The following is a 24,917-nucleotide window of genomic DNA, read 5'->3' as shown; positions in this document are numbered from 1 at the left end:
TCAGGAGCTCTTGTGAGCGACGAAGTCGATCTCGACGAGGATGTCCATCAGCTGCGACCCCACGGTGGTGCGCACCGGGAAGGGCGGGGTGAAGTAGGACTTGTACACCTCGTTGTAGCGGGCGAAGTCACCCTTGAGGTCCTGCAGGTGCACGGTCGACTTGATCACGTCGTCGAAGCCGAGCCCGTGGGCGGCCAGGACGGCGCCCAGGTTCTTCAGCGTCTGGTGGGTCTGGGTCTCGATGTCGTCGCCGACGACCTCGCCGGTCTCGGGGTCGAGCGGCCCCATGCCCGAGGTGTAGACGAAGTCGCCCACGACCAGTCCCTGGGAGTAGGCCCCGACCGGCGCCGCGCCCTCGTCGGTCCGCAGTTCTTTCTTCACAAGGAGATCCTTATCGTCTCGACAACCTGGTAGTCCTCGTCGACGAGCGGCATCTCGCGCCACTTGTCGAAGGCCGTGCACGGGTGCGAGATCCCGAAGGCCAGCAGTTCGCCCACCTCGGCGGGGCCGCGCACGATCGTGTGCTGGTCCTGCATCTTGACGACCTCGAGGCCGGCCTTGCGCGGGATCGGCAGCCCTTCGTCGAAGGGCGCGTCGCGCTTGCCCATGCCCACGACGGCCAGGCCGGGTTCCGGCGTGGAGAGCACGTGCGCGAAGACCTCCAGGGCGGGCTGCAGCGAGCCGTCGATGCGGGTGAAGGGGGTGCGCTCGCGGTAGTAGCCGTCGTCGTGCGTGACGTAAGCGCCGCTGCGCAGCAGCACCCTGGCCTGGGTGGTGACCAGCTCGCGGCCGATCACGTCGAACCACTGGCTGCCGCCGACCGTGAGGTAGGGGTTCTTGACGCGCAGGTGCTCGACGGCGTCCTGCAGCAGCCGCAGGTATTTCCTGACCTCGTCGGCGCTCTTCAGCGAGCCTTCGTAGCCCGCGACGCCCGCGAGCGTGACACCCTCGCTCCGCTGCACGTAGGAGGCCAGGTCGAGCAGCTCGTCGAGGGTCCTGCAGCCGGCCCGGCCGCCTTCGTGCCCGAGCTCGGCCATCACCGGGAACGGCCGGGCCCCGGCATGCCGCGCCAGCAGGTCGACGCCGGCCCGCGAGTCGACGAACGAGAAGATCTCGGCATCCTGCGAGGCGATCCAGCGCAGCCCGTGCGGGTCGACGACCTGGTTGGCCACCAGCACGCGCGGCGCGCCGAAGGAGACGGCGGCCTGCGCCTGCCGCCAGGTGGCCACGGTCAGTCCCCAGGCTCCGGCGGCGAGCTGCCGGGTGGCGATCTCACGTGACAGGTGGGTCTTGGCGTGGGGGGCGAACTCCAGGCCGTGCTCGCGCGTGAAGGCCGCCATCGTGGCGATGTTGTGCTCGAGCGCGTCGCGGTGGACGACCATCAGGGGGAAGCCGTACGAACCGTCGAAGATCGAGCCCACCCCGATGCACCCCCTTTGTCCGCAACCGACCCTATCAATGAGAACGAAGGGCCCGACCAGGAGTGACGCCCGTCAGCGCCCCTCCCGACAGCACCCGCACGCCCGAGACGAAGACCTCGTCGATGCCCGCCGCGAGCGTGCGCGGAGCCGCGTAGGTCGCCAGGTCGGCCACGGTCTCCGGGTCGATCACGACGAGGTCGGCGGCGAAGCCCGGGCGCACCAGGCCGCGGTCGTCGAGCCCGAAGCGCCTGGACGGGTGGGAGGCCAGGTGCACGATCGCCTCCGGCCAGCTCCAGTCGCCGAGTTCGCGCACGTGCCGCCCCAGGAAGCGGGCGAAGGCGCCGAAACCGCGCGGATGCGGGTGACCGCCGACGTAGATGCCGTCGGAGCCGCCCGTGTGCGCCGGGTGGCGCAGCATGCGCCGCACCGACTCCTCTCCCTCCGGTCCCTCGTCGGGCCGGGCGGAGACGCAGCCGGCCTCCAGCTCCGTCTTGATCAGCAACCTGCGGCAGAAGTCGGCGGGCTTCTGGCCGGCCCGTTCCGCCGCCTCGACCATGGTCAGCCCCTCGCTCCAGGTCAGCCCGGGTGCGTGCGAGATCGTCAGGCGGGGCCAGACCTCCTCCAGCGACTCCCAGTGCTCGTCGAGCACGTCGGACTCGAGCATCTCGATCGCCCTGCCGACCTCGGCCGCGGGCACCGACGGCGGCAGCACCACCATCGCCAGGATCGTGCTCCCCCGCAGGTACGGGTAGGTGTCGAAGGTCAGGTCGACGTCACGGTCATGGGCACGGGAGACGAGCGGCAGCAGCACCTCGGCCGGTCCGTGCAGGTGCGAGACGTGCATCGCGGCACCTGACAGGGCGGCGATCTCCATCACCTCGTTCATGCCCACGCCCGCGCGGGCGCCGTACGCCCGCATGTGGGTCACGTACGGCAGGCGGCCCAGCGGGCGGCAGAGCGCGGCCAGCTCGGCGGCGGTGGCGTAGCGGCCGGGAAGGTACTCCAGCCCCGACGACATCCCGACGGCGCCCTCCGACAGGCCCTTCTCCACGCGGCGCAACATCTGCCCCAGCTGGTCGCCGGAGGGCGCGTCGGGCGAGGCGCCCATGACGTCGTAGCGGATCGTGCCGTGCGGCAGCAGGTAGGCGGTGTTGAGCGCGGTGTTGCGGTCGTAGACGGACAGCAGATCGTCGACGGAGACCGAGCCGTCCGCGGGCAGGTCACGCGACCACGGCAGGTCGAGCCCGCCGTTGACGGCGGCGAAGTAACGCGTCGCGTAGCGCACGGTGTCCGGGGAGCCGGGGGCGAACGAGAGCCCGTCCTGCCCCAGGACGAACGTGGTCACCCCCTGGCGCAGGGCCGCGAGCTGCACCTCCTCGTCGTCGAACACGGCGTCGCCGTGCGCGTGGCAGTCGACGAACCCCGGCGCGACGTACCGCCCCGCCGCCTCCACCACGAGCCCGGCCTCGGCCTGCTCCAACCGGCCGACCGCGGCGATCCGGTCACCGTCGACCGCCACATCCGCGCGGAACGCCGGAGCGCCGGTGCCGTCGAGCACCTGCCCGCCCCGGATGATCACATCGAAAGCCACTCCGTGATTAAACCTGATTCGTGCCCGGCACCGTCACCGGCACGGCCCCTCGACCAGTCCCTTGGCCGCGATCAGCTCCATCGCGCGGGACCTGGCCAGGTTCCACGAGCGCCAGTCGTTCGGGCCGTCGCTCGCCCCCACCGACCGCAACAGGCAGCTGCGCTGCGGCTCGGGCGCACGATCCAGGGCCGGCGCCGCCTCCGCCCCCAGGTCGCGCAGGTAGGAGGCGTCCATGCGCTGGCGGTCCACCTGCGAGACGGCCACCTGGTAGTCGGGGTTGACCAGCGCGAAGGCGAACAGCCCCAGCCCGGCGACGAGCACCACGGTCCTGGGCAGCCAGCCCGACCCGCGGCCCGCCAGCCGTACGGCGCCGGCGATGAGGATCAGCACGAACAGGATCGCCAGCCCGTAGATCGCCGCCTGCACCGAGATCCGCAACCGGGTCCAGCCGTACGCCTCGACGTACAGGTCCATGCGGTGCCAGGCCGAGAACAGGATCACCATCGTCAGCGCGCACAACGTGCCCAGCTCGCCCGCCAGCAGCCAGCGGCTGCGGTTGCCCGTGCGCACCACCGCGCTGGTCACCGCGACGATCGCGACCACGATCACGCTGACGAAGACCAGCTGGAAGAAGCCCTGCCTGGCGTACTCCGCGTACGTCAGGCCCGAGGTGCGCAGCACCCGCTCGTCGCCGCCGAACAGCACGGTGATCTGCAGCGCCACGAAGAGCGCGAACAGCACGTTCAGCGCGCTCAGCGGGACCACCCACAGGGCCGAGTTGACCTGCGTCCTGAAGGACGGGCTCACCGGATCCACCACCGGGCGCAGCGCGACCAGCACCAGCGCCGCCAGCCCCGCACCGACCACCACGAAGACGAACAGCCGGCCGGGAATCGACTCCGCCCACGCGGGCGTGGTCAGCAGCTGCTCGACGTAGCCGGCGAACACCGCGTCGGCCGAGGAGAACAACCCGCCGAAGATCAGCAGCAGGAAGGCGGTGATGCCCAGCGCGCCCACGATGGGCATGATGCGCCTGCGCGCGGTGAGCTGCTTGAGCGGCGCGGCCAGGAACCACGGCACCGGGATCATCGACAGCAGCACCGACGCGCCGCCGCGGATCACGCCCAGCCACCCGGCGCCCGCGCCGGAGACGGCCAGCGCGCCCAGCCCGAACCCGCCCATCACGCACAGGGCGACCAGCCAGTCGGCGTCGCGCCAGGCGGCCACCGAGATCAGGCCGACGGCGATCGCGCCGAAGGCCAGCGTCCACGGCGTCACCCGCCTGGCCACCGCGGGGAGGGCGGCCGCGGCCACCACGAGAGCCACCAGGACCAGGCCGAGGCCGGGTGCCGAGTCCGGGATGGCGACGGCGGCGAACACGCCTGCCCCGGCCGCCGCGGGCAGCAGCCAGCGGGGGGTCTCGGGCAGGTCCGGCCTCGGGAACAGGGGCGGGGGAACGTAGAGCGGCGGCGGAGGCGGCGGCCCGAAGGCCTGGCCCTGCCCGGCGTGCGGGCCGTACGGCTGGGCGGCCTGCGCCTGCGGGCCGTACGGCTGCGCGGCCTGCGGCTGGCTCCCGTGGGCCTGGGCCTGCGGGGGCGGGGGTTGGTTCACGGCGACCTGCTTCGTGTCGATGGGGTGGACGGACATCGCCGCGGCCCTGCGCGCGTCCGCCTGCTGCCTGGCCAGGGCCTCCTCGATGCTGCGCCGCCTGCTCGCCGCGCCCGCCCAGGTGCCGAAGAAGCCGCCGGCCAGGATGAAGACGATGAGCACCAGCATCGCCGCACCCCCACCGAGGCCGACCGAGGCGAAGACCGCCGCGACGAGCCCGGCGAAGAAGCCGCCGCTCACGCCGATGACGCATCCCGCCACGAGCTTGCCCATCCCGGGCATGATCAGCGGCGCCACGTAAGGCGCCGCGCCGCCCGGCGCCAACACCGGCACGTGGACCGGAGCGGAGTTCGCCACGGCCACCGGCGCGCCCGCGGAGACCGCCTCACGCTCGGGCTCGGCCACGACCGGCCCCGCCGTCGCGGCCACCACCGCCTCCGGCTCCTCGACCGCAGCCGCCACCACGGCGGGCTCGGCCTTGGCCACGACCTCTGAACCCCGAACACCCACGCTCTCGGCGGCCGGTTCCCCGGCCACCGTCTCCAACGGCGTCTCCGCCATCGTGAGCCTCCCCGGCAGATCGACGATCATGCGGCAGCCCGCGCCGTCGCCTATGTGGATGGAGCCGCCGTGCAACTCGACGATCTCCCTGACGATCGCCAGCCCGAGTCCCGCTCCCCCGGCGTCGGCCGCGCGGGCGGCGTCCAGCCGGGAGAACCTCTCGAACACCCGGGCACGGGCCGACTCGGGGATGCCAGGCCCCCGGTCGGCCACGGTGATGGTGCTGCCGGAGACGGAAACGGTGACGATTCCGCGCTCCGGGCTGTGCCGTACCGCGTTGTCCAGCAGGTTCGCCAGCACCTGGGCCAGCAGGTCGGGATCGGCCCGCACGGCCGCCTCACGCGGGACGTCGGTCTCGATGCGCACGTCGTCGCGCGCCGCCGCCGACTCGCGCACCACCTGCTCCACCAGCGGCGCCAGCTCCACCGTCTCGGCCTCGACGAGCCTGGTCCCCGAGTCCAGGCGCGACAGGTCGAGCAGCTGGGCGACCAGGCGGCCGAGCCGCTCGGTCTGGGCGAGCGCGGTGCGCAGCGTGTCGGGCGGCGAGACGCCGTCGACGACGTTCTCCAGTACGGCACGCAGCCCGGTGATGGGCGTGCGCAGCTCGTGGCTGACGTTGGCGACCAGCTCCCTGCGCTGCCTGTCGACCTCGCCCAGGTCGGCGGCCATCGCGTTGAACGCCCTGGCCAGCTCCCCCACCTCGTCGCGCGAGGTGGCGCTGACACGCAGGTCGTAGCGGCCCTTGGCGACGGTCTGCGCCGCCTTGGCCATCTCACGCAGCGGCTTGGTCATGCCCTGGGCCAGCACCTGGACCATGACGAGCGCGAGCGCCACCGCCACGACGATGCGCCACTCGCGCGGCAGCGGCGCGGCGAACTCGTAGACGGCGAAGGCCGTGGCCACCGCCAGCACGATGATCAGCCCGAGCTTGACCTTGATCCGGCCCAGGAAGTCGAGCGGCCTCATCGGCGCACCAGCGCGTATCCCACGCCGTGAACCGTACGGACCACATCCGGCCCCAGCTTCTTGCGCAGGGCCCGCACGTGGCTGTCGACGGTCCTCGTCGCCGCGGCCTCCGAGAAACCCCAGATGTCCGACAGCAGCCGGTCACGCTCGAACACCTGCCCCGGCCGCTCGGCCAACCGCCGCAGCAGGTCGAACTCGGTCCTGGTCAGCTGCGCCTCCACGCCCCCCACGAACACCCTGCGGGCGGCGGTGTCGATCTCCACCTCGCCCACCCGGATGACCGTGTCCTCGGTCGCGAGCTGCGCCGCCCGCTCCACCCGGCGCAACAACGCGTGAATCCTGGCCACCAGCTCGCGCATGCTGAACGGCTTGGTGAGGTAATCGTCGGCGCCCACGCCCAGGCCGACGAGCACATCGGTCTCCTCACCCAGCGCCGTCAGCATCAGCACCGGCACCGGACGGGCCGCCTGCATCCGGCGGCACACCTCCAGCCCGTCCAGGCCGGGCAGCAGGCGGTCGAGGATGACCAGGTCCGGCTCCGCCTTGCCGTACTCCGCGAGGGCCCGCGTGCCGTCCCCGGCGACCCGCACGTCGAAGCCCTCCGCCGCCAGCCGATCACGTACGGCCAGCGCGATCGTCGCGTCGTCTTCGACCAGTAGCACCCGTTTCACGTTTCGTAGCCTAGAGAGTGGCTGTGCAGAGGGCACTTCCTCATTCGTGCACATTCTGTGCAGACTGTTCCGGGTGGACATCGCCGCCTACCTCGCCCGCCTCGGCCGCCCCGACCTGCTCGGCGCTCCGGCCACCGTCGACACCCTGATCCAGCTGCACGTCGCCCACATCGAGCGCGTGCCGTACGAGGCCCTGGAGATCTGGCTCGGGCGGCCGACCACCGTCGACCCGCTGGAATCTGCCGGGCGCATCATGCGCGGGCGCGGCGGCTACTGCTACCACCTCAACGGCGCCTTCTCCGAGCTGGCCAGAGCGATGGGGTTCCAGGTGACGCGCCACGTCGGCGGCGTGCAGACCAGTGGCGTCGCGCCGGGCATCACCGCCAACCACCTCGTGCTCACCGTCGCCTTCCCCGACGGGCTCTGGCTGGCCGACCTCGGCCTCGGCGACGCCATCCACGAACCGCTGCCGCTCGTGGAGGGGCGCTACCGGCAGGGACCGTTCGAGTACGGCCTGCGCCCGTCGGAGTTCGGGTGGCGCTTCGACCACGACCCGTCGGGCTCCTTCGAGGGCATGGACTTCGGCCTCGCCCCGGCCGAGATGTCGGCGTTCGCCCAGAAGCACGAATACCTGACCACCTCGCCGGAGTCCGGCTTCGTACGGGTGGCGACCGTCCAGCGGCGCGACTCCGCCGGGGTCGACTCCCTGCGCGGGCTGACGCTGACGCGCAACGGGCAGCTCGTCGCCACGCTGGAGACGCCCGACGACTACTTCGCCGCGCTGGCCGACGTCTTCGGACTGACCTTCGGCTCCGCCGACCGGGAGCGGTTGTGGGCCCGCGTGTGGCGGGCCCACAAGGAATGGCTCGCGGCTAGATGAACACCATGATGCGCCCGGTCACCCGGTAACCCGCGCGATCGAACACCGCCGCCATCGGGGTGTTGCCCAGGTCGGTGGCGTCGCCGATGCGGGGCTCGCCCTCCTCCGCGAACAGGTGCATCGCCTCGGCGAGCAGGTCGAAGGCGTAGCCGTTGCCGCGGTGGGCCGGGTCGACCCCGATGTAGCCGATGGTCGCCGAACCCGGGTTGCGGGTGCCCATCACCACGCCGACCGGCTCGCCGTCATGCAGGCCCAGCCGCCATCGCGAGCGCCCGCCCGGCATCGAGGCGACCTCCTCCAGCGTCTGCCCGGCCACCTGCCTCGGCGGCTTGGTGGCCAGCTCCTGCTGGTCGGAGACGTCGAGGCTGCCCACCACGATGCGGGACAGCAGCTCCAGCAGGAGCTCGTCGTCGTCGGCCGGGGTGAAGGCGAGCCGGGTGGAGCGCTCGGGCAGGCCGTACTCCGGCAGCCACTTCAGGTTCAGCCGCTCGCGCAGGAACGTGAGCCCGCCCTGCTCGGCCGCTTCCCGCCGCGCCCGCAGTTCGCCCTCCGCGCCGGGCACCTGGTCCCAGCCGTCGCGCAGGAACAGCTCGTAGGTGGGGCGGGGTCCGACCGGGGCGCGGTAGCCGCCGGTGACGACCGTGCCGTACGCGTGCCTGAGCAGCGCGGCGCCCGTCTCGACTGTGTCGAAGTCGAAGTAGTCGAGGTGGAAGGGGTGCTCACTGTCAGGCGGGCCCCAGAAGGCGATCCGGCCGACGACCTCGTCGCCGGCCAGCGCGACGAAGGTCCACTCGGGCCGGTACATGCCCTTCGCCAGCGAGTCGTCGAAGGGATGCTTGAAGGTGCCCACGCTCGCGGGCACATACGCACAACGGTGGAAGAGCTCAAGCTCTCCCTGGATGAAACGGGACAAGAAAGCTCCAGAAGCTTAGGAGCGCCTCCCGAGGCGGGAGCGCGAAATCACCATGGGGTACATGCGTCTCCTCACCTCCATCCGTGTCGCGAGGACCTGATCATCGACGCTATCGGTGGTAGACGAATTGCGCAACGGTCGATGCCTGCGGGCCTTACCAACCGATATCGTGGCTTTTCATGAAGCTGGCCGGGCGCTATCGGCTGCTGAACCCCCTCGGCGACGGTGCCGTACGGCTGGCCTTCGACGAGGAGCTCCACCGCGACGTAGCCGTCAAGGAGCTGCGGGTTCCGCCGCAGACACTCCAGGACGCCGTGCGTGACGCACGCGCCACCGCAGGGCTGCGCCACGCGTCGCTCGTGCACGTGCACGAGGTCCTCGACGAGGGCTGGCTGGTGATGGAGTTCGTGTCGGGGGCGTCACTGGAGACCGCCGTCACCTCACGGCACCCGCTGCCCGTGGTCCAGGCGGCACGGGTGGGGCTGCAGGTGTTCAACGCTCTGGCCTGCGCGCACGCCGCCGGGTTCGTGCACGGGCGGGTGAACCCTGGGAACGTGATGCTCACCACGACCGGGCGGGCCGTGCTCACCGGCTTGTGCGGACCGCACCCGAACCTGCCGCCGTCGGCGGACCTGTGGTCGCTGGCGGCCACCCTGCACTTCGCCCTGGAAGGACGGCCGCCCGGGGGCGAGCCCGTGGGGGCGGTGGATCCGCTGCGCGGGCTGGTGCGGGCGATGCTCGACGGGCAGGTGCCGGTGGAGGGGGTCGGCCGTGCGCTGGCGGAACTGGCGCTCGATGGGCCGGGCGCTGGGGTGCCGGGCGCTGGGGTGCCGGGCGCTGGGGCACCGGGCGCTGGCACGCCGGGCGGACCGCTCGCGTGGCCGGGGCTCGACGCCGGACCTCACGGCGCTGGAGCGCCGGGTGCCGGGGTTTCAGGGCCGCCGCCCGGGTTGAGCGGCGCGCCGTACGCGCCGCCGTCGGGGCCGACTCCGCCGCACGGGGTGCCTGGCGCTGCGCCGGGTGCCGGCGGGCCGGAGCCTGAGCGTCCGCGCGGCCTGATGCGGGTCTTCCGCCGCAAGCAGAAGCGAGCCGCCGAGCCGCAGCCCGCGATGCCGCCGTCCGCGCCGCCTCCCGCCGCCGGAGCGCCGCATGCCGGACCGCCGGTTGCCGGGGCACCCATGCCTGGGGTGCCTATGCCCGGAGCACCCGGGGCCGGAGCACCCGGGGCGCCGGTGGCCGGGTCGCCTGGCGTCGCCGCCCCCAGCGAAGGCCCGTCCGTCCCCGGAGCGCCCGTAGCCGCGTCGCCCGAGGCGCCGTTCGCCGTGCCGGAGCCGTCCCCCGTCTCCCCCGACCTCGCCAACGCCGTCACCGTAGAGCACCCCGCGCCCGCCCTTCCCCCCGCCTCCGACGTGCGGCTGGAGCAGCTCCTGGAGGCCGACGGCCCGCTCCCCCCGGCCGAGGTGGCCGGTCTGGGGCTGGACCTGCTCGACCAGCTGAGCGCCATCCACGCGAACGGCGGCCGGCACGGTTCCGTCTGCCCGCAGAACGTGCTGCTGGCCGACGACGGCAAGGCCAGCCTGACGCCCCCCGCGCCCCCGCGGGCCTCCAGTCCGTACACGGCCCCCGAGGGCAACCTGGTGCCCGCCTCCGATCTGTGGTCGCTGGGCGCCACGCTCTACACGGCCGTGGAGGGCCGGCCGCCGGCTCCTGGGGCGCCGCTGACCAGGGCGGATTCCCTGGCGACTGTGCTGTTCAAGCTGCTGTCCGGCGACCCCGCCCAGCGCCCCGCTCCGGAGGCGCTGCGGGAGGAGCTCAAGGCGATCGTCAGTTCGCGCGCAGGATGAGCACGACCACCCCGGTGGCGAAGGTCTTGACGTCGGCGAGCTGCAGCCGTCCCGCGCTGCCCTCGTGGTAGATGAGCCCTGCGGGCCCGCCGCGCCCGACGATCTCGGGGTGGACCCACAGCCGCAGCTCGTCGAGCAGGCCGTTCTCCAGCAGCTTGCGCGCCACCGGGCCGTAGCCGTACATGAGGATGTCCTGCCCGTCCTCCTGCTTGAGCTTGGTCACCTCGGTGACGAGGTCGCCGGTGATGATGTGGGAGTTGTCCCAGTCGAGCTTGTCGAGCGTGGTGGTCGCCACGTACTTGGGCATGCCGTTGATGCGGTCGGCGAACTCGCCGTCGCGGCCGGGCCAGGCCTCGGCGAAGCCCTCGTAGGTGCGCCGGCCCATGAGCAGCGCGCCGCTGGAGAACAGCTGCTCCTGGGCGAGCGCTCCGGCCTCCTCGTTGAAGTAGGTGAACGACCAGTCCTGCGGGTCTTCCTGCACACCGTCGAGCGTGACGTACGTGGAGTTGATGATCTTCCTCATGACACGGTCCTTCCGTTCCTCAGAATCTGTGCCCACCAGCCGAGCCGGTCGAGCATGGTCTTGACTGCCTCGTCGCAGACCGCGTACGGCCTGGGCCAGGCGCCTTCCGCGGTGAACAGCTCCCAGTAGTTGGGCAGGGCGACGATCTCGCGGATGGGTACGGCACGCAGCTCGATGCAGATCTGCCGCAGCTGCGCGACCGCCATCAGCCCGCCGCTCTCGCGCCCGTAGGCGACGAAGCTCACCGGTTTGGCGTGCCACTCCTCGAAGTACCAGTCGAGCGCGGTCTTCAGCGGAGCGGGGAAACTATGGTTGTACTCGGGAGTCACGATCACGAAACCATCGGCCGCGGCCAGCCTCGATCCCAGGGCGGCGACCTCGGCGGGTTCGTCGTCCTGGAGCACCGCGGGCAGTCCCGCCTGGGCCAGGTCGATCAGGTCGACCTGGAAGTGTTTGCGGGCCTGCTCGGCGAACCAGCCGGCGACGGTGGGGCCGAAGCGCCCCTGCCGTGTGCTGGCGATGATGACCGCGATCCGCAATTCCCTCATGGCCGTAACGATGCCGGGCCTCGCTTACCGAAGTCTTAAGGTAGGGGCTTATGCGCTTTGGCCTGCTTGGACCGCTTGCGGTGTGGACGGACGACGGCGAGCCGGTGTCCGTGCCTGGCCTGAAGGTGCGCGCGCTCCTGGCGGACCTGCTGCTGAGCCACGGCCGGGTCGTCTCGGTGGACCGGCTGATCGACGACCTGTGGGGCCAGGAGCCGCCTTCGAATCCGACGGCCAGCCTGCAGGTGCGCGTCTCGCAGCTGCGCAAGGCGATCGGCGCCGAGCTGGTCGTCTCGCGTGCCCCGGGCTATCTGGTGCGGACCGACGCGATCGACGTGGTGGCCTTCCACGAGCTGGTGAACACGCCGGGCGACGCCCAGGCGCGGGTGCGGCTGCTGGAGGAGGCGCTGGGGTTGTGGCGGGGTCCGGCGCTGGCCGACTTCGCCGACGAGGAGTTCGCCAGGGCGGCGGTGGCGCGGCTGGAGGAGCAGCGGCTGGCCTGCGCGGAGGAGCTGGCCGAGGCCCGGCTGGAGCTGGGCATGCCGGTCGATGTGGCCGAGCTCGTCGATGCGCATCCGCTGCGTGAGCGGCTGCGTGCCGTACAGGTCAAGGCCCTGTATCGCGCGGGGCGCCAGAGCGAGGCCCTGGACGCCTACCAGGACCTGCGTGACCGCCTGGCCGACGAGCTTGGCCTGGATCCGAGCCCGGAGCTGGCCGAGCTCTACCAGCGGATCCTGCGCCAGGATCCGGCGCTCTCGGCGACGCGAGCCGCGCCGGTGTCGAATCTGCCGGCGGCGCTGGTCGAGCTGATCGGGCGCGACGAGGCGCTGACCGAGATCGGCGCGCTGCTGGAGGGCAACCGGCTGGTCACGCTGACGGGCTCGGGCGGGGTCGGTAAGACGACGCTGGCGCTGGAGGCGGCCAGGGGCAGGCCGGCGTGGCTGGTGGAGCTGGCGGGGGCGGACGCGCGCACCGACCTGGCCGCCCATCTGGCGGCGAGCCTGGGGCTGCGCGACGACGTCCCGCTGGTGGAGGCGCTGCGCGAGCGCTCGATGCTGATCGTGCTCGACAACTGCGAGCACGTGATCGATCAGGCAGCGCAGCTGGCCGGGCGGCTGCTGCGCGGCGCTCCCGGGCTGAGCCTGCTGGCCACCAGCCGCGAGCCGCTGGGGGTGCCGGGCGAGGCGGTGTGGAGCGTGCCGCCGCTCGACCTAGCCGACGCGATGCGGCTGTTCAGGGCGCGCAGCAAGGTGGCCGACGGCCAGGACGACGGCGTCGCGCTGCTGTGCAGGCGGCTCGACGGCATCCCGCTGGCGCTGGAGCTGGCGGCCACCCGCGTGCGCGCGCTCGGCGTCGACGGGCTGGTGGACCGGCTCGACGACCGGTTCCGGCTGCTGCAGACCGGCCACCGGGGTGCGCCGCCCCGGCAGCAGACCCTCACCGCGATGATCGCCTGGAGCTGGGATCTGCTCTCCGACGACGAGCGGGTGGTGCTGCGCCGCCTGGCCGCCCACGCCGACGGCTGCACGCTGGAGGCGGCGGAGTCGGTCTGCGCGGAGCCGGGGCTCGACGTGCTCGATCTGCTGGTCAGGCTGGTCGACCGGTCGCTGGTCACGGTCGTGCACGGGCCGGGCGCGACCCGCTACCGGCTCCTGGAGTCGGTGGCCGCCTTCTGCGCCGAGCGGCTGCGGGAGGCGGGCGAGGAGAGCGAGGTACGGCGGCGGCACGCGGCCTACTACGCGGAGCTGGCGGAACGGGCCGACCTGCACGGGCTCGGCCAGGCCGAGTGGCTGAAGCGTCTGGACTCCGAGGCGGCCAACCTGCGTGCCGCCCAGCGCGGGCCGTACGCGCTGCGGCTGGTCAACGCGCTGGGCTGGTACTGGTACCTGCGGGGCAGGCTGGTCGAGGCACGCCGCGCGCTGGCCGCGGCCCTGGAGGCGGAGGGCGCTGAGGGCGCTGAGGGCGCCGGGGCGTCGCGGGCGGGCGAGCGGGCCAAGGCGCTGGCGTGGCAGTCCGCCTTCGCCGCGGCCCAGGGCGAGCGGAAGGGCGCGGCGCACGCCGTGCCGTACGAAGACATCGCCGACCCGGGCGAGCGGGCGCGTGCCGAGTGGTTCCACGCCATCGCCACCAACGACCTGGACCGCGCGCCCGAGCTGCTGGAGCGGTTCCGCGCCGTGGGCGACCGGTGGGGTGAGGGCGCGACGCTGATCCTCTCGGCGATGGCCGCGCACATGCGGGCCGACCTGGCCGAGCTGGAGAGCACCGCGACGCGCGCGGCCGAGTTGCTGCGCGACGACCCGTGGGGTTCGCTGCGCGCGGCCGAGTGGCTGGGGGCGCTGGCGGAGATGACCGGCGACTACGAGCGGGCGATGCTGGCCAACACCGAGGCGCTGCGCCTGGCCGAGGAGCTGGGGCTGTGGCCCGACGCCGCCGACCGGTTGTGCTGGCTGGGCTGGATCGCCACCCAGCGCGGCGAGCATGAGCAGGCGTTCGAGCTGGGGCAGCGCGCTCTGGATCTGGCCACGGAGCAGGGTTTCCGCACGACGCTGGTGTTCGCCAGGACCGTGCTGGGTTATGCCGCGCGCCGCAGCGGCCGCCTCGACCTGGCCGAGCGCCACCTGCGCCTGCTGCTGGAGCCGGGTGCGGTGCACAACACGATGATCCTCATCGAGCTCGGTTACATCGCCGAGCTTCGTGGCCAGGCCGCGACAGCGATGGAGCTGCACCGGCAGGCGCTGGAGGAGGCCAAGGCGATGGACGCGCCCGGCGACATCGCGGGCGCGCTGGAGGGCCTGGCGGGGGCGCACGCGCTCGACGGGTCGTTCGAGGAGGCCGCGCGATTGCTCGACGAGGCCGCCTCGATGCGCCTGACCTGCGGCATGCCCGCCTCGCCCGCCCTGGAGGAGGACCTGGCGAGGATCAGGGATGCGATATATCGCGCCCAGGAACCGTCATGAGGGTATGAGACGTTGCAGAATGGGAAGGGCCCGCGTCTCTAGGAGTTGATGATGTCGCCCGTTATGAAGTACGCCATCGGCGCAGGCGCCGCCGTTCTGCTCTCACTGTTCATCTTCGGCTGGGGTTGGATCACCACGCTGGTCGTGCTCGGCGTCATCGCCGCGCCTGTCGTCGGCTATTTCATGCTCGACCAGTCGCAGCGTGAGCGGCTCAAGAGAGCCCGCAGGCGCGGCATCGGCCACTGAGTCCCGCGTCAGGCGGGGGATCCGCTCGGTTCCTCCGCCTGATGGATCTGCTCGGTCACCCGTCGCTCGACGTAGAACGACAGGAACGGCACGGTGCCGCCGAGCATCACGCCCAGGATCTTCGGCCAGCTCCAGCGTGCCTTCATGCCCAGGTTCATGGTGGCTACCAGGTAGACCATGTAGAGGAAGCCGTGGATCTGCGCGATGACGAGTGAGGGCCACCAGTCGACGCCGACGATGTACTTCAGCACCATGCCCACGCACAGCACCAGCAGCATCACCCCGACGATGTAGGCGAGAACTCTGAAGGGCTTGAGGGCTGACTCCACTGCTGTCCTCTCGATGTCCGTACGGCTTCGCGTACGTAGTGAAACCACATGAAAACTGCGAAGACCGCGAAGATCCACCAGTTCAGCGCGTAGGCGAGGTTACGCCAGGTCACGCTACCGCCCTGCTGGGGTGGTGCGGCCGCGACGCCGGAGTCGGACGCGACGACGAAGCCGTTGCGCACCTTCTCCCCGGGCCACAGGTTGATCAGCTCGGCGGTCGAGACGGTCTGCACCTGCCCCGGCCGGGTCCCCGAGCGCCGCTGCACGCTGTCGGTCGACTCGGGCGGGCTGATCCGCCCGGTCACCTGGACCTTGCCGCTGGGCACCGCGGGGGCGTCGGCCTGCTGCGCCACCCATGAGCGCACGACGGGCACGAGTGTGCCGTCGTCGAGGCGGATCGGGGTGAGCACCCAGAAACCCTCGTCGCGCGAGGCCTTGCCGCCGACGGCGTCGGCGTCGGGCTTGCGGTCGACGACGAACAGCTGGAGCGTGGGGTCGTAGGTGCCGCTCGCGGTCACCCTGTGTCTGGGTGTGCCGTCGAAGCCGGAGCCGGGTTCGATGACCTGCTCGACGGCGACGGGGGCGGGATCGTCCGCGGCGTGGGGGCGGCCGGAGTCTTCGAAGACGCCCAGCTGCCACCGGCCCAGGAAGATGAAGGCGGCGACGGCTGCGATCACCACCAGGTGCAGTCCCCACAGGCGGGGGGCGAGGAGGGTTCGCAGCATGACTCAAAGGTATCCGCAGATACGACCGGTCTCCTCTGCGACCCTCGGATGTGTCGAAAAGGTGCAAATCGACCACAGTTCGCGGATACAGTGCTGGTCATGTCTGACCAGCACCTCGATCCCGCGGGCAACACCCAGCAGTTCCGCGCGTACGCGAACCGGGTGGACAACGAGGCCACACAGCCGAAGAAGCGCTCCATGGCGCTGCCCATCATCGCGGTCGTCCTGGCGATCGCGATCGTCGGCGTCGTGGCCTACCTGCTGCTGCGCTGACGGCGGCGGGCACGTCCGCGCCGCGGGAGTCCGCTCACGGCGCGGTTTCGTCATGTCACGAGACAGTGTGACACCGGTCACTCTAGACTGAATATTGTTCTGTTATTACATTGGACTCTGTGTCCAATAAAATCGCGCCACGCAGGGTGCGCTTCTCCTGGGAGGACACGCCGCTGCACTGGGTGCCGGGCGACCCGTTCACCACGCACCTGATCAACACCCTCCACCTGCTGCTGCCCGCCGGCGAGCGCTGGTTCGTGCACGTCTTCAGGCAGGCCCTGCCCCACATCACCGACCCGCTGCTCAGGGAGCAGGTCAAGGGCTTCATGGGACAGGAGGGCACGCACGCCGTGGCCCACCAGCGGGTGCTGGAGCACCTGCGCGAGCAAGGGCTGGACCCGGCGCCGTACGTCGAGAACGTGGAGTGGCTGTTCGAACGGCTGCTGGGCGACCACACGCTGCCGCCCGCGGCCCGGCGCTTCTGGCTGCTGGAACGGGTGGCGATCATCGCGGCCATCGAGCACTACACCGCCGTGCTCGGGCAGTGGATCCTCGACGCCGGGCCCCTCGACGAGGCGGGCGCCGACGCGGTCATGATGGACCTGCTGCGCTGGCACGGCGCCGAGGAGGTCGAGCACCGCAGCGTGGCCTACGACCTGTTCACGCACCTCGACGGCTCCTACGCGCGGCGGGTGCGGACGATGGCGGGCACAGGGCCGGCCATGATCTACCTGATCAGGAACGGCGGGCGTTTCCTGCTGGAGCACGACCCGATCGTGCGCGGGCGGATCGTGCCCAAGTGGTCGCACTACCTCTACCGCGCCGGCCAGGGGCGGGTGCCCACGCTGCGCAGCCTGGCCCTGGCCATGCCGCGCTACCTACGGCCCGGCTTCCACCCTTCGCAGGAGGGCGACGTACGGCAGGCGCTCGCCTACATCGCCGTCTCACCGGCGCATCGAGAGTTCGAGTCCTACAGGAGAGCCCATGGCTGAGCCGGGCATTGTGATCATCGGTTCCGGCTTCGCCGGGATCGGCATGGCGATCAAGCTGAAGGAAGCCGGGTACCACGACTTCGTCATCCTGGAGAAGGCCGGCGACCTGGGCGGGACCTGGCGCGACAACACCTATCCCGGGTGCGCATGCGACGTGCCCTCGCCCATGTACTCCTTCTCCTTCGACCTCAATCCCGGCTGGTCGCGCATGTTCTCGCCGCAGGAGGAGATCTGGCGGTACATGCGCTCCTGCGTCGAGAGGTACGGCCTGGCCCCGCACTTCCGCTTCGGCCAGGAGGTCGTGGGTCTGGAGTGGGACGACGCGGCGCGGGAGTGGGAGGTGGCCGTCGCGGGTGGCTCCCCGCTGCGCTGCAAGGCGGTCGTGTCAGGCATCGGCGCCCTCCACATCCCGAAATTTCCGGATATCCCGGGGCGGGAGTCGTTCGCCGGTCCCGCCTTCCACTCCGCCGAGTGGGACCACTCGATCGACCTCACGGGCAAGCGCGTCGCCGTCATCGGCACCGGCGCCTCGGCCATCCAGTTCGTGCCGCGGATCGCCCCCCAGGCCGCCCACCTGACCCTCTTCCAGCGCACCCCGCCGTGGATCCAGCCCAAGCCGGACTTCCCCATCACCGGGCGGCTCAAGAAGTTCGTGGAACGCCCCGGCGGCGCCAGGACCATCCGCAACGCCGTCTACTGGGCCCTGGAGACCCGCGCGCTCGGCTTCACCGTCGACCCGCGCCTGATGAAGGCGCACGAGCGCATGGCCCTGCGCCACCTGGAGCGGCAGGTGCCCGACCCGGAACTGCGCGCCAAGCTCACCCCCGACTACACCATCGGGTGCAAGCGCATCCTGCTGTCGAGCGACTACTATCCGGCGCTGACCAGGCCCAACGTCACCCTCGACACCTCCGCGATCACCGCGATCACGCCCACTGGCGTCGTCACCGCCTCCGGCGAGGAGATCGAGGTCGACGTGATCATCTACGGCACCGGGTTCAAGGTCACCGACGCCCTCAACGAGCAGCGCATCATCGGGCGCGACGGCCTGAAGATCCAGGACGCCTGGCGCGAGGGCATCGAGACCTACTACGGCATCACCACCTCCGGCTTCCCCAACCTGTTCTTCCTGCTCGGCCCCAACACCGGCCTGGGGCACAACTCGGTGGTCTTCATGATCGAGTCGCAGGTGCGCTACGTCATGGAGTGCCTGCGGCTGCTGTCGCGCATGAAGGCCAGGGCGATCGACGTGCTCCCCTCGCACCAGCGCGCCTTCAACCGGCGCCTGCAGGAGCGGCTCGACCGGCTGGTGTGGACCGAGGGCGGCTGCCGCTCCTGGTATCTGGACGAGCACGGCGTCAACCGCACGTTGTGGCCGGGCTTCACCTTCGAGTACTGGGCACGCACCCGCAGGGTGAACACCGGCGCCTACGAGGTCATCTACTGACGCGGGCCTGCTCGGCGGCCTCGCGGAAGGAGTCGAGTGCCGGGCCGAAGGAGCGCCGGTCCCTGGCCTGCCAGCCCAAGCCCGGGAAGACGGCGGGACGGTGCTCCAGCCTGGCCTTCACCCTTCTGGCCAGGACGGCCAGCTCCTGGGCGTGTTCGGGGAGTCTCCCGGCGGGCGGCTCGGCCGCGGCTTCCATCGTGAGCGCGTGCCGTACGAAACCGGACAGGTCGGGTACGGCGGAGCGCGGCGCGGGCAGCGTGCAGAGCATGTCGAACCGGGCCGCGTCGGCGTCGCGCGCGGTCAGCGGCGGCGCGTCCGGGGCGAACAGCGCCCTGAGCGTGGCGGGCACCGACGCGTGCTCCATCGTCGCCGTGCACAGCGTGCCCGGCGGGATGAGCGGCGAGACGACCACGGCGGGCACCCGGCCGCCGGTGCTGGAGAAGTCGAAGGCGGAGCTGTTCTTGTAGGCCAGGAAGCGCAGGATGCGGCCCAGGAGGCTGGGCGCCGTGCCGGGGTCGCGCAGGCCCGTCGGCGGCGCGACGTGGTCGTAGAGCCCGCCGTGCTCGTCGTAGGTGACGACGAAGACCGTCGTGGCGAACAGCGCGGGATTGCCCCTCAGCGCCTCGTAGATCCCCGCGATGAGGGCCTCGGCGCGGGCGAAGTCGGTGTCGTCGCCCGGCTTCCAGTCCTCGGCGACGTTGTTGCCGGGATGCTGGCTGTTGCTCGGCCGGTCGTTGAGCCTGACCGGCGGCCGGTGGTTGGGCTCGACGAAGGTGTAGGCGGGCAGGTCTCCCGCGGCCGCGTCCGCGGCCAGCTCGGAGATGTCGCGCCAGCGCGCGATGCGCCCGGCGGAGTTCCACAGGTTGCTGAAGGCCCACGCCTGCGGCACGTCGTCGTGGTAGATCCGCCAGTCGTGCCCGGCCTCCTCCAGCAGCTCGAAGATCGTCTTGTTGGTGTAGAAGCGCGGGTGGATCGACGTCTCGCCGTCGGAGGTCGCAGCGTGCAGGTAGTTGCGGTTCGGCCAGGTCTCGCCCGGCACCGAGCAGAACCACCGCGTGCACACCGCGAACTCCGTGGCCAGCGTCGCCAGCACCGGCAGGTTGGCCGGGTCCTGGCAGCGCATGACGATCGGGCCCATGCCCTTCTTCTCCGTCGGCCTGCTGAACAGCCGGAAGAAGAAGTTGATCACCGGCCCGAGCAGGCCGCCGAAGGACGGCTGCGCCAGCCCTCTGGCCTTGCGCTCGAAGGAGGTGACGAAGCCCTGGTTGCCCTCGGCGAACTGCTCCACGGCCGCGTCGTGCGAGTGGTCGGGGTCGACCGGGATGACCGGCCGCGCGTCGGGCGTCGCCGCGACCGGCGGGCCGCCCTCCCAGCCGGGATTGGTGTACGGCCCGCCGTGTCTGAGCCCGTCGAAGGCGGGATCGGGGTGGGCCAGGAAGCCCAGCATGTGATCGAAGGACCGGTTCTCCAGCATCAGCACGACGACGTGCTCGACCTGCGCCACATACGTGAGTGTGCCCCGTTCGCGGCGCGGGCCACCCTGCCCCGGGGAGCAGGGTGGCCGGGGCCTCATCGAGCCGGGTTGACCACCAGCGCGCTGCCCCCTCCCCTGCGGGTGGGCTCCGCGACGACCTGGACCCGCCCTCGCCCGACGAACTCCAGGGCGGTCGCCGCCCCGATCTCGGGATTGAGCACCAGGTCGTGGCCCAGGGCCTCCAGCGCCGCCTCGTGCTCGGCCAGGAAGCCCGGCTCCGCCTGGGTCTGGGCGGTGTTGCGCTGCGTGGCCCGCGGAGCGGCCAGGGCGGCGGGCAGCTCCATGCCGAACTCGTAGCGGTTGAGCAGGATCTGCAGCACCGTCGTGATGATCGTCGAACCGCCGGGCGAGCCCACGGCCAGCACCGGCTTGCCGTGCTTGAAGACGATCGTGGGCGCCATCGACGAACGCGGGCGCTTGCCGGGGGCCGGCAGGTTGGGGTCGCCCGGCGCGGGACCGAAGGTGAAGTCGGTGAGCTCGTTGTTGAGCAGCAGCCCGCGTCCCGGCACGACGATGCCGTTGCCGCCGGTCGACTCGATGGTCAGGTTGTAGGCCACCACGTTGCCCCACCGGTCGGCCACGACCAGGTGCGTGGTCTCCGGCCCCTCGGTCGCGACCGGAGCCGGCTCGAAGGCGGAGGCGGAGCAGCCGGAGTAGTCGCCGTCGGGCACGCCGGGGGCGGCCGGGTGGGGCATGGCGCGCTCGCCGATCAGGCAGGCGCGCTCCTTGGCGAAGCCGTCGGAGAGCAGCTGCCGCAGCGGCACGCCCGGGATGTCGCCGACGTACTTGCCGCGGTCGGCGAAGGCCAGGCGGGAGGCCTCCAGGTATTCGTGCAGTCCGACCCGCGGCAGGGCCTCGATGATGTTGAGCGCCTCGCCGACCGTGGAACCACCGGAGGAGGGCGGCGCCATGCCGTATACCTGCATGCCCTTGTAGTCGATGCGCGTGGGCTCGCGCATCAGCGCCTGGTAGTCGCGCAGGTCGCGCAGCTCCATGAGGCCGGGGCGCACGTTGCGGGTGGAGCCGGGCGTCACCGGCGGATTCTTGACCGTGGCGACGATCTCACGGCCCAGCTGCCCGCCGTACATCCAGTTCGGGCCGCGGCGGGCCAGCTGGCGGTAGGTGTCGGCCAGCTCGGGGTTCCTGAAGACGGAGCCGACGACCGGCGGCGCGCCGCCGGGCAGGTAGAGCTTGGCGGTGGAGGCGATGTCCTTGAAGCGGGCGGCGTTGGCGGCGGTCTGGTCGTGGAAGGTCTGGTCGACCACGAAGCCGTTCTCGGCGACCGAGATCGCCGGGCGCAGCGCCTCGCGCAGGGAGATGGTGCCGAAACGGCGCAGCGCCAGCTCCCACTGGGCGACCGTGCCGGGGACGCCCGCCGACAGGCCGCTGGTGACGGCCTCCTCGAACGGGATGCCTTCCAGGGACGTCGAGGTCATGGCCTTCGGCGCGGTCTCGCGGCCGTCGATGGTGTGGACACGGCCGCCCGAGTAGATGACCATGAAGCCGCCGCCCGCCGCGCCCGCGGAGTACGGCTCGGTCACGCCGAGCACCGCTCCTGCGGCCACCGCGGCGTCGATGGCGTTGCCGCCCCTGCGCAACACCTCGATCGCCGCCTTGCTCGCATCGTGGTCGACGGTGGAGACCGCACCGCCGTACCCCTCCTGAACCGGGACCTTGCCCGGGTCCGTCGTAGCGGCGGGCCCGAACGGAGCGATCAGCGCTCCCACGAGGATGAGTCGGATCATGCAATCACCATGACTCAGCTACACCACCCGGGGTAGGCCCTTCTCCCACACCGGTGGGATGCAGCCGGTCAGCGCGGTGCCCTAGCGTGGTCGTGTGCGGAAAAAGGACCTTCTGGCGGCGGCGATCGTCGCCCTCGTGCAGGTGGCGCTGTCGTCCGCCGCCTACCTGGGGCAGAAGGACCTGCCGCGCCAGGCCCCCGACGTCTACGCCAACGTGCTGCTGCTCATCGGCCCCGCCATGCTGGCCGTACGCCGCAGATATCCCGTCGCGGCCACGCTCGTCACCCTCCTGGCGACCTTCCTCTACCTGTGGGGCGGTTATCCGTACGGGCCGGTCTTCTTCAGCCCGATGATCATGCTGGTGGCGCTCGTCCTCGACGGCAGGCGCCTGGCCGCCTGGCTCATCGCCGGGTGCACGCTGATCACCTTCATCGTCTACGCCTGGTCGATCGGGCAGCGCGACCCGTTCCACGGCGTCTGGATCGGCACCTCCACCATGCTCCTCATGGTCGCGGCCGAGCTGGGCCGCATGGTGCGCGAGCGGCGGCGCGAGACCCTGCGCACCAAGGAGGAGGAGTCGCGCCGCCAGGCCAGCGAGGAACGCCTGACCATGGCCCAGGAGCTGCACGACGTGCTGGCGCACAACATCTCGCTCATCCACGTCCAGGCCTCCACCGCGCTGCACCTCATCGACGACCACCCCGAGCAGGCCCGCACGGCGCTGGCCACCATCAAGACGGCCTCCAAGGAGGTGCTCGGCGAGATGCGCTCGGTCCTCAACGTGCTGCGCGAGGGCGCGCCCCGATCCCCCACCGCCGGCCTCGACCGCCTCGACGAGCTCGTCGAACGCTGCGGTCTCGACGTGAAACTCACCCGCGCGGGCACCCGCCCGCTGCCGCCCGGCGTCGAGCGCGCCGCCTACCGCATCGTCCAGGAGTCGCTCACCAACGCCGCCAAGCACGCGCCAGGCGCCCGCGTGACCGTCCTGCTGGAGTACGGCAAGCAGCTGCTCGTCCAGGTCACCAGCAAGGGCGGCCACGCGCCCGCCGCCGTCGCCGAAGAGGGCGGCGGCAACGGCATCCCCGGCATGCGCGAGCGTGCCGCGGCCCTCGGCGGCACCTTCACCGCCGGACCCACCGACGAGGGCTTCCGCGTCACCGCCCGCCTGCCGCTGGAGACGTCAGAATGACGACTATGATCAAACTGCTGCTCGCCGACGACCAGGCCCTGGTCCGCGCCGGATTCAAGGCCCTGCTCGACGCCCAGCCCGACATGACCGTGGTCGCCGAGGCCTCCGACGGCGCCGAGGCCGTGCGGCTGGCCGCCCAGCACCAGCCCGACGTGGTCCTCATGGACATCCGCATGCCGGGCACCGACGGCCTGACTGCCACCCGGCAGATGCCCGAGGGTCCGCGCATCATCATCCTGACCACGTTCGAGCTCGACGAATACGTCTTCGAGGCGCTACGCGGCGGCGCCAGCGGCTTCCTCGTCAAGGACACCGAGCCCACCGAGCTCATCCAGGCGGTGCGCGTGGTCGCCTCAGGCGACGCGCTGCTGTCGCCGAGCGTCACCCGGCGACTCATCGCCGAATACGCCTCGCGCGCCAAGGAACCCATGGAGATGACCGGCCTCGACCAGCTCACCGAGCGCGAACGCGAGGTCCTGTCGCTGGTGGGCACCGGCATGACGAACGACGAGATCGCGGCGAAACTGTTCATGTCGCCCGCGACGGCCAAGACCCACGTCAGCCGGACGATGATGAAGCTGCACGCCCGCGACCGGGCGCAGCTCGTCGTGATCGCCTACGAGTCCGGCCTGGTCAAGCCAGGCTGGTTGTGACCCGGTCGCTCGGCAGGTCGCTCGGCAGGGACTCGAACCCCGAACCTCAGGCTTATGAGGCCTGCGTGCCACCGTTGCACCACCGAGCGTCGCGTAGCCCGTACCGGATTCGAACCGGTGATTTCCTGATTGAGAATCAGGTGTCCTCACCACTAGACCAACGGGCCGTGCTCTCCCGCGGCCCGCGACTTCACCTTGGACGACTTAGGACGGTGTCCGTGGTTCCATCGCGCCGCCGCCCGGTGCGTTGACCGTACGGCAGACCGCGGGAGCGTGGACCGGCGGGGAATCGAACCCCGAATTCCTGCTTGCAAGGCAGGTGTGATTCCTGTTTCACCATCAGCCCTAACGTATTTGCCCGTCGCGGTAGTGTGCCCACGGGCTCTGCCGTACCCGCAGTGTGGATTGCGGGAAGAGGACAGCCATCGGAGAACGGAAGAGCTCGTTCTCCGGTTCTGGAGTTGTCTGCGGGGCAACGAAAAAGCCGCCCGGACGTGGGGTCCGCGGCGGCCGATGAGGGAGCGTGTGAGCTACCCGCGGGCCTCCGCGAGGATTCGCGCGGTCATGGCTTCCACGTTTCCTCATTCCTTTCGTCGCGTTCGATGAGTAAAAGATAACCCGCGGTTCATGCGGGCTGCCACTCATTTATCAGGGTGATGAGCGCCGTCTCCGACCACAGGAGGAGACGCCCGGTGGCGAATGCACACCAGCGGTCGCATACGGCGACGAGCCCGCGAGCCGATGTGGCCCGCGGCCCTTCCGGCGATCCTTGAGATACGTCAAAAGGAGGAAAGAGATGCACGCACACTGGGGTTTCTTCTGGCCGATCGTCCCGCTTCTGTGGGTGGCCGTGGCCGCCTTCTTCGTCACCCGATGGCGACGCCGTACACCGGCCGCCTCCAGTCCGATCGCGGGCGCGGAGCAGATCCTCGCGGAAAGGTATGCCCGCGGCGAGATGAGCGACGACGAGTACTTCGAGAAGGTCTCCGTGCTCAAGGGAGCCCGCTCCTAACCGTGCCAGGGGGTGAAACAACTGTTACTGGCCGCAGTCAGGCGCCGCGGTTACCTTCCGTACAGGACTACATCGAGAAGCGAGGGACGAGATGCAGTCGATCGCCAGGTTCTGCGGCCAGTGCAGTTGCGGGTGCCCCGAGTTGTTCTTCGACCCGGCGGCCCCCGAGGAGAAGCAGGTCGTCATCACCGACGATTTCGGCCAGCGGGTCGAGATGAGCCTCGACCAGTTCGGCTCGATCGTCGAACTGGCCAAGAACGGCAGCCTCGACAACCTGACCGTCGTGCACTGA

23 protein-coding genes and 3 tRNA genes are annotated in these 24,917 nt (G+C 71.2%); 11 read left to right on the top strand and 15 right to left on the bottom strand.

Features of this window, described 5'->3' with window-relative positions; translation table 11 throughout:
* The 5 genes from ACIBH1_RS04250 to ACIBH1_RS04230 are packed head-to-tail and all read right to left on the bottom strand — an operon-like array spanning nucleotide 1 to nucleotide 6,818.
* Nucleotides 1–381 (bottom strand): RidA family protein, encoded by a 381-nt coding sequence (locus ACIBH1_RS04250; protein WP_397312100.1) that lies wholly within the window; start codon nucleotides 379–381, stop codon nucleotides 1–3.
* Nucleotides 378–1,421 (bottom strand): alanine racemase, encoded by a 1,044-nt coding sequence (locus ACIBH1_RS04245; protein WP_397312099.1) that lies wholly within the window; start codon nucleotides 1,419–1,421, stop codon nucleotides 378–380. Before ACIBH1_RS04245 ends, ACIBH1_RS04250 begins: the two co-directional genes overlap by 4 nt.
* Before the next feature lie 34 nt (nucleotides 1,422–1,455).
* Nucleotides 1,456–3,012, bottom strand: coding sequence for an amidohydrolase family protein (locus tag ACIBH1_RS04240; protein WP_397312098.1), 1,557 nt, complete (start codon nucleotides 3,010–3,012; stop codon nucleotides 1,456–1,458).
* 33 nt (nucleotides 3,013–3,045) lie between these two features.
* On the bottom strand, nucleotides 3,046–6,147 hold the full coding sequence (locus ACIBH1_RS04235; protein WP_397312097.1) for a DUF4153 domain-containing protein: 3,102 nt from the start codon (nucleotides 6,145–6,147) through the stop codon (nucleotides 3,046–3,048).
* The gene (locus ACIBH1_RS04230; protein WP_312894537.1) at nucleotides 6,144–6,818 is read right to left on the bottom strand and encodes a response regulator transcription factor; all 675 of its coding nucleotides are present in this window, start codon (nucleotides 6,816–6,818) and stop codon (nucleotides 6,144–6,146) included. The genes ACIBH1_RS04235 and ACIBH1_RS04230 overlap by 4 nt, the downstream gene beginning before the upstream one ends.
* 73 nt (nucleotides 6,819–6,891) lie before the next feature.
* Between ACIBH1_RS04230 and ACIBH1_RS04225 the strand changes: the two genes are divergently transcribed.
* Nucleotides 6,892–7,698 (top strand): arylamine N-acetyltransferase, encoded by an 807-nt coding sequence (locus tag ACIBH1_RS04225; protein ID WP_397312096.1) that lies wholly within the window; start codon nucleotides 6,892–6,894, stop codon nucleotides 7,696–7,698.
* Here the strand turns inward: ACIBH1_RS04225 and ACIBH1_RS04220 are convergent.
* A complete protein-coding gene (locus ACIBH1_RS04220; RefSeq protein WP_397312095.1) occupies nucleotides 7,691–8,611 on the bottom strand; it encodes a GNAT family N-acetyltransferase in 921 nt (306 codons plus the stop codon). The two genes, ACIBH1_RS04225 and ACIBH1_RS04220, sit on opposite strands and share 8 nt — an antisense overlap.
* Before the next feature lie 179 nt (nucleotides 8,612–8,790).
* Between ACIBH1_RS04220 and ACIBH1_RS04215 the strand changes: the two genes are divergently transcribed.
* On the top strand, nucleotides 8,791–10,455 hold the full coding sequence (locus tag ACIBH1_RS04215) for a protein kinase (protein ID WP_397312094.1): 1,665 nt from the start codon (nucleotides 8,791–8,793) through the stop codon (nucleotides 10,453–10,455).
* Here the strand turns inward: ACIBH1_RS04215 and ACIBH1_RS04210 are convergent.
* Nucleotides 10,436–10,978 (bottom strand): dihydrofolate reductase family protein, encoded by a 543-nt coding sequence (locus tag ACIBH1_RS04210; RefSeq protein ID WP_397312093.1) that lies wholly within the window; start codon nucleotides 10,976–10,978, stop codon nucleotides 10,436–10,438. The genes ACIBH1_RS04215 and ACIBH1_RS04210 overlap by 20 nt on opposite strands.
* Nucleotides 10,975–11,526 (bottom strand): NADPH-dependent FMN reductase, encoded by a 552-nt coding sequence (locus ACIBH1_RS04205; protein WP_397312092.1) that lies wholly within the window; start codon nucleotides 11,524–11,526, stop codon nucleotides 10,975–10,977. The genes ACIBH1_RS04210 and ACIBH1_RS04205 overlap by 4 nt, the downstream gene beginning before the upstream one ends.
* An 80-nt stretch (nucleotides 11,527–11,606) precedes the next feature.
* Here ACIBH1_RS04205 and ACIBH1_RS04200 point away from each other — a divergent pair, with 80 nt between their 5' ends.
* Nucleotides 11,607–14,480: a BTAD domain-containing putative transcriptional regulator gene (locus tag ACIBH1_RS04200; RefSeq protein WP_397312090.1), complete on the top strand. Its 2,874-nt coding sequence runs from the start codon at nucleotides 11,607–11,609 to the stop codon at nucleotides 14,478–14,480.
* A 63-nt stretch (nucleotides 14,481–14,543) separates the two neighbouring features.
* Nucleotides 14,544–14,726 carry a hypothetical protein gene (locus ACIBH1_RS04195; protein WP_397312089.1) on the top strand — a complete coding sequence of 61 codons (183 nt, stop codon included), beginning with the start codon at nucleotides 14,544–14,546 and terminating at the stop codon, nucleotides 14,724–14,726.
* A gap of 8 nt (nucleotides 14,727–14,734) precedes the next feature.
* Here ACIBH1_RS04195 and ACIBH1_RS04190 read toward each other — a convergent pair whose 3' ends face one another.
* Both ACIBH1_RS04190 and ACIBH1_RS04185 read right to left on the bottom strand, forming a co-directional pair.
* Nucleotides 14,735–15,004, bottom strand: coding sequence for a DUF3817 domain-containing protein (locus tag ACIBH1_RS04190; protein WP_220133794.1), 270 nt, complete (start codon nucleotides 15,002–15,004; stop codon nucleotides 14,735–14,737).
* Nucleotides 15,004–15,780, bottom strand: coding sequence for an SURF1 family protein (locus ACIBH1_RS04185; protein WP_397312088.1), 777 nt, complete (start codon nucleotides 15,778–15,780; stop codon nucleotides 15,004–15,006). Before ACIBH1_RS04185 ends, ACIBH1_RS04190 begins: the two co-directional genes overlap by 1 nt.
* 99 nt (nucleotides 15,781–15,879) lie before the next feature.
* Here ACIBH1_RS04185 and ACIBH1_RS04180 point away from each other — a divergent pair, with 99 nt between their 5' ends.
* The 3 genes from ACIBH1_RS04180 to ACIBH1_RS04170 all read left to right on the top strand — a co-directional run bounded on the left by ACIBH1_RS04180 (nucleotide 15,880) and on the right by ACIBH1_RS04170 (nucleotide 18,492).
* Nucleotides 15,880–16,053, top strand: coding sequence for a hypothetical protein (locus tag ACIBH1_RS04180; RefSeq protein WP_397312087.1), 174 nt, complete (start codon nucleotides 15,880–15,882; stop codon nucleotides 16,051–16,053).
* Nucleotides 16,054–16,172: 119 nt separating this feature from the next.
* Nucleotides 16,173–17,045 (top strand): metal-dependent hydrolase, encoded by an 873-nt coding sequence (locus tag ACIBH1_RS04175; RefSeq protein WP_397312086.1) that lies wholly within the window; start codon nucleotides 16,173–16,175, stop codon nucleotides 17,043–17,045.
* Nucleotides 17,038–18,492 (top strand): flavin-containing monooxygenase, encoded by a 1,455-nt coding sequence (locus ACIBH1_RS04170; RefSeq protein ID WP_397312085.1) that lies wholly within the window; start codon nucleotides 17,038–17,040, stop codon nucleotides 18,490–18,492. Before ACIBH1_RS04175 ends, ACIBH1_RS04170 begins: the two co-directional genes overlap by 8 nt.
* On the opposite strand, the gene ACIBH1_RS04165 is transcribed toward ACIBH1_RS04170, so the two are convergent.
* A complete protein-coding gene (locus tag ACIBH1_RS04165; protein WP_397312084.1) occupies nucleotides 18,482–19,996 on the bottom strand; it encodes an alkaline phosphatase family protein in 1,515 nt (504 codons plus the stop codon). The genes ACIBH1_RS04170 and ACIBH1_RS04165 overlap by 11 nt on opposite strands.
* Before the next feature lie 65 nt (nucleotides 19,997–20,061).
* On the bottom strand, nucleotides 20,062–21,771 hold the full coding sequence (locus ACIBH1_RS04160; protein WP_397312083.1) for a gamma-glutamyltransferase family protein: 1,710 nt from the start codon (nucleotides 21,769–21,771) through the stop codon (nucleotides 20,062–20,064).
* A gap of 94 nt (nucleotides 21,772–21,865) precedes the next feature.
* On the opposite strand from ACIBH1_RS04160, the gene ACIBH1_RS04155 reads away from it, so the two are divergent.
* Both ACIBH1_RS04155 and ACIBH1_RS04150 read left to right on the top strand, forming a co-directional pair.
* Nucleotides 21,866–22,960 (top strand): sensor histidine kinase, encoded by a 1,095-nt coding sequence (locus tag ACIBH1_RS04155; RefSeq protein ID WP_397312082.1) that lies wholly within the window; start codon nucleotides 21,866–21,868, stop codon nucleotides 22,958–22,960.
* Between the two features lie 5 nt (nucleotides 22,961–22,965).
* The gene (locus tag ACIBH1_RS04150) at nucleotides 22,966–23,613 is read left to right on the top strand and encodes a response regulator transcription factor (protein WP_181611537.1); all 648 of its coding nucleotides are present in this window, start codon (nucleotides 22,966–22,968) and stop codon (nucleotides 23,611–23,613) included.
* A 17-nt stretch (nucleotides 23,614–23,630) separates the two neighbouring features.
* Here ACIBH1_RS04150 and ACIBH1_RS04145 read toward each other — a convergent pair.
* From ACIBH1_RS04145 to ACIBH1_RS04135, 3 genes are all read right to left on the bottom strand, one after another.
* Nucleotides 23,631–23,702, bottom strand: a tRNA-Met gene (locus ACIBH1_RS04145).
* Nucleotides 23,703–23,707: 5 nt separating this feature from the next.
* Nucleotides 23,708–23,780: transfer RNA gene (locus ACIBH1_RS04140), tRNA-Glu, on the bottom strand.
* Between the two features lie 107 nt (nucleotides 23,781–23,887).
* Nucleotides 23,888–23,959 (bottom strand) — tRNA-Ala (locus tag ACIBH1_RS04135).
* Between the two features lie 450 nt (nucleotides 23,960–24,409).
* Between ACIBH1_RS04135 and ACIBH1_RS04130 the strand changes: the two genes are divergently transcribed.
* Complete coding sequence (locus ACIBH1_RS04130; RefSeq protein WP_397312081.1) at nucleotides 24,410–24,625, top strand: SHOCT domain-containing protein; 216 nt, start codon at nucleotides 24,410–24,412, stop codon at nucleotides 24,623–24,625.
* A gap of 91 nt (nucleotides 24,626–24,716) precedes the next feature.
* Entirely contained in the window at nucleotides 24,717–24,917 is a 201-nt protein-coding gene (locus ACIBH1_RS04125; protein ID WP_181611535.1) for a hypothetical protein, read from the top strand.

This window comes from Nonomuraea sp. NPDC050663 (assembly GCF_044456985.1).
Taxonomy (GTDB): domain Bacteria; phylum Actinomycetota; class Actinomycetes; order Streptosporangiales; family Streptosporangiaceae; genus Nonomuraea.
Note: the sequence above shows the minus strand (reverse complement) of the source record. Positions and strands in the feature narration are given on the sequence as shown.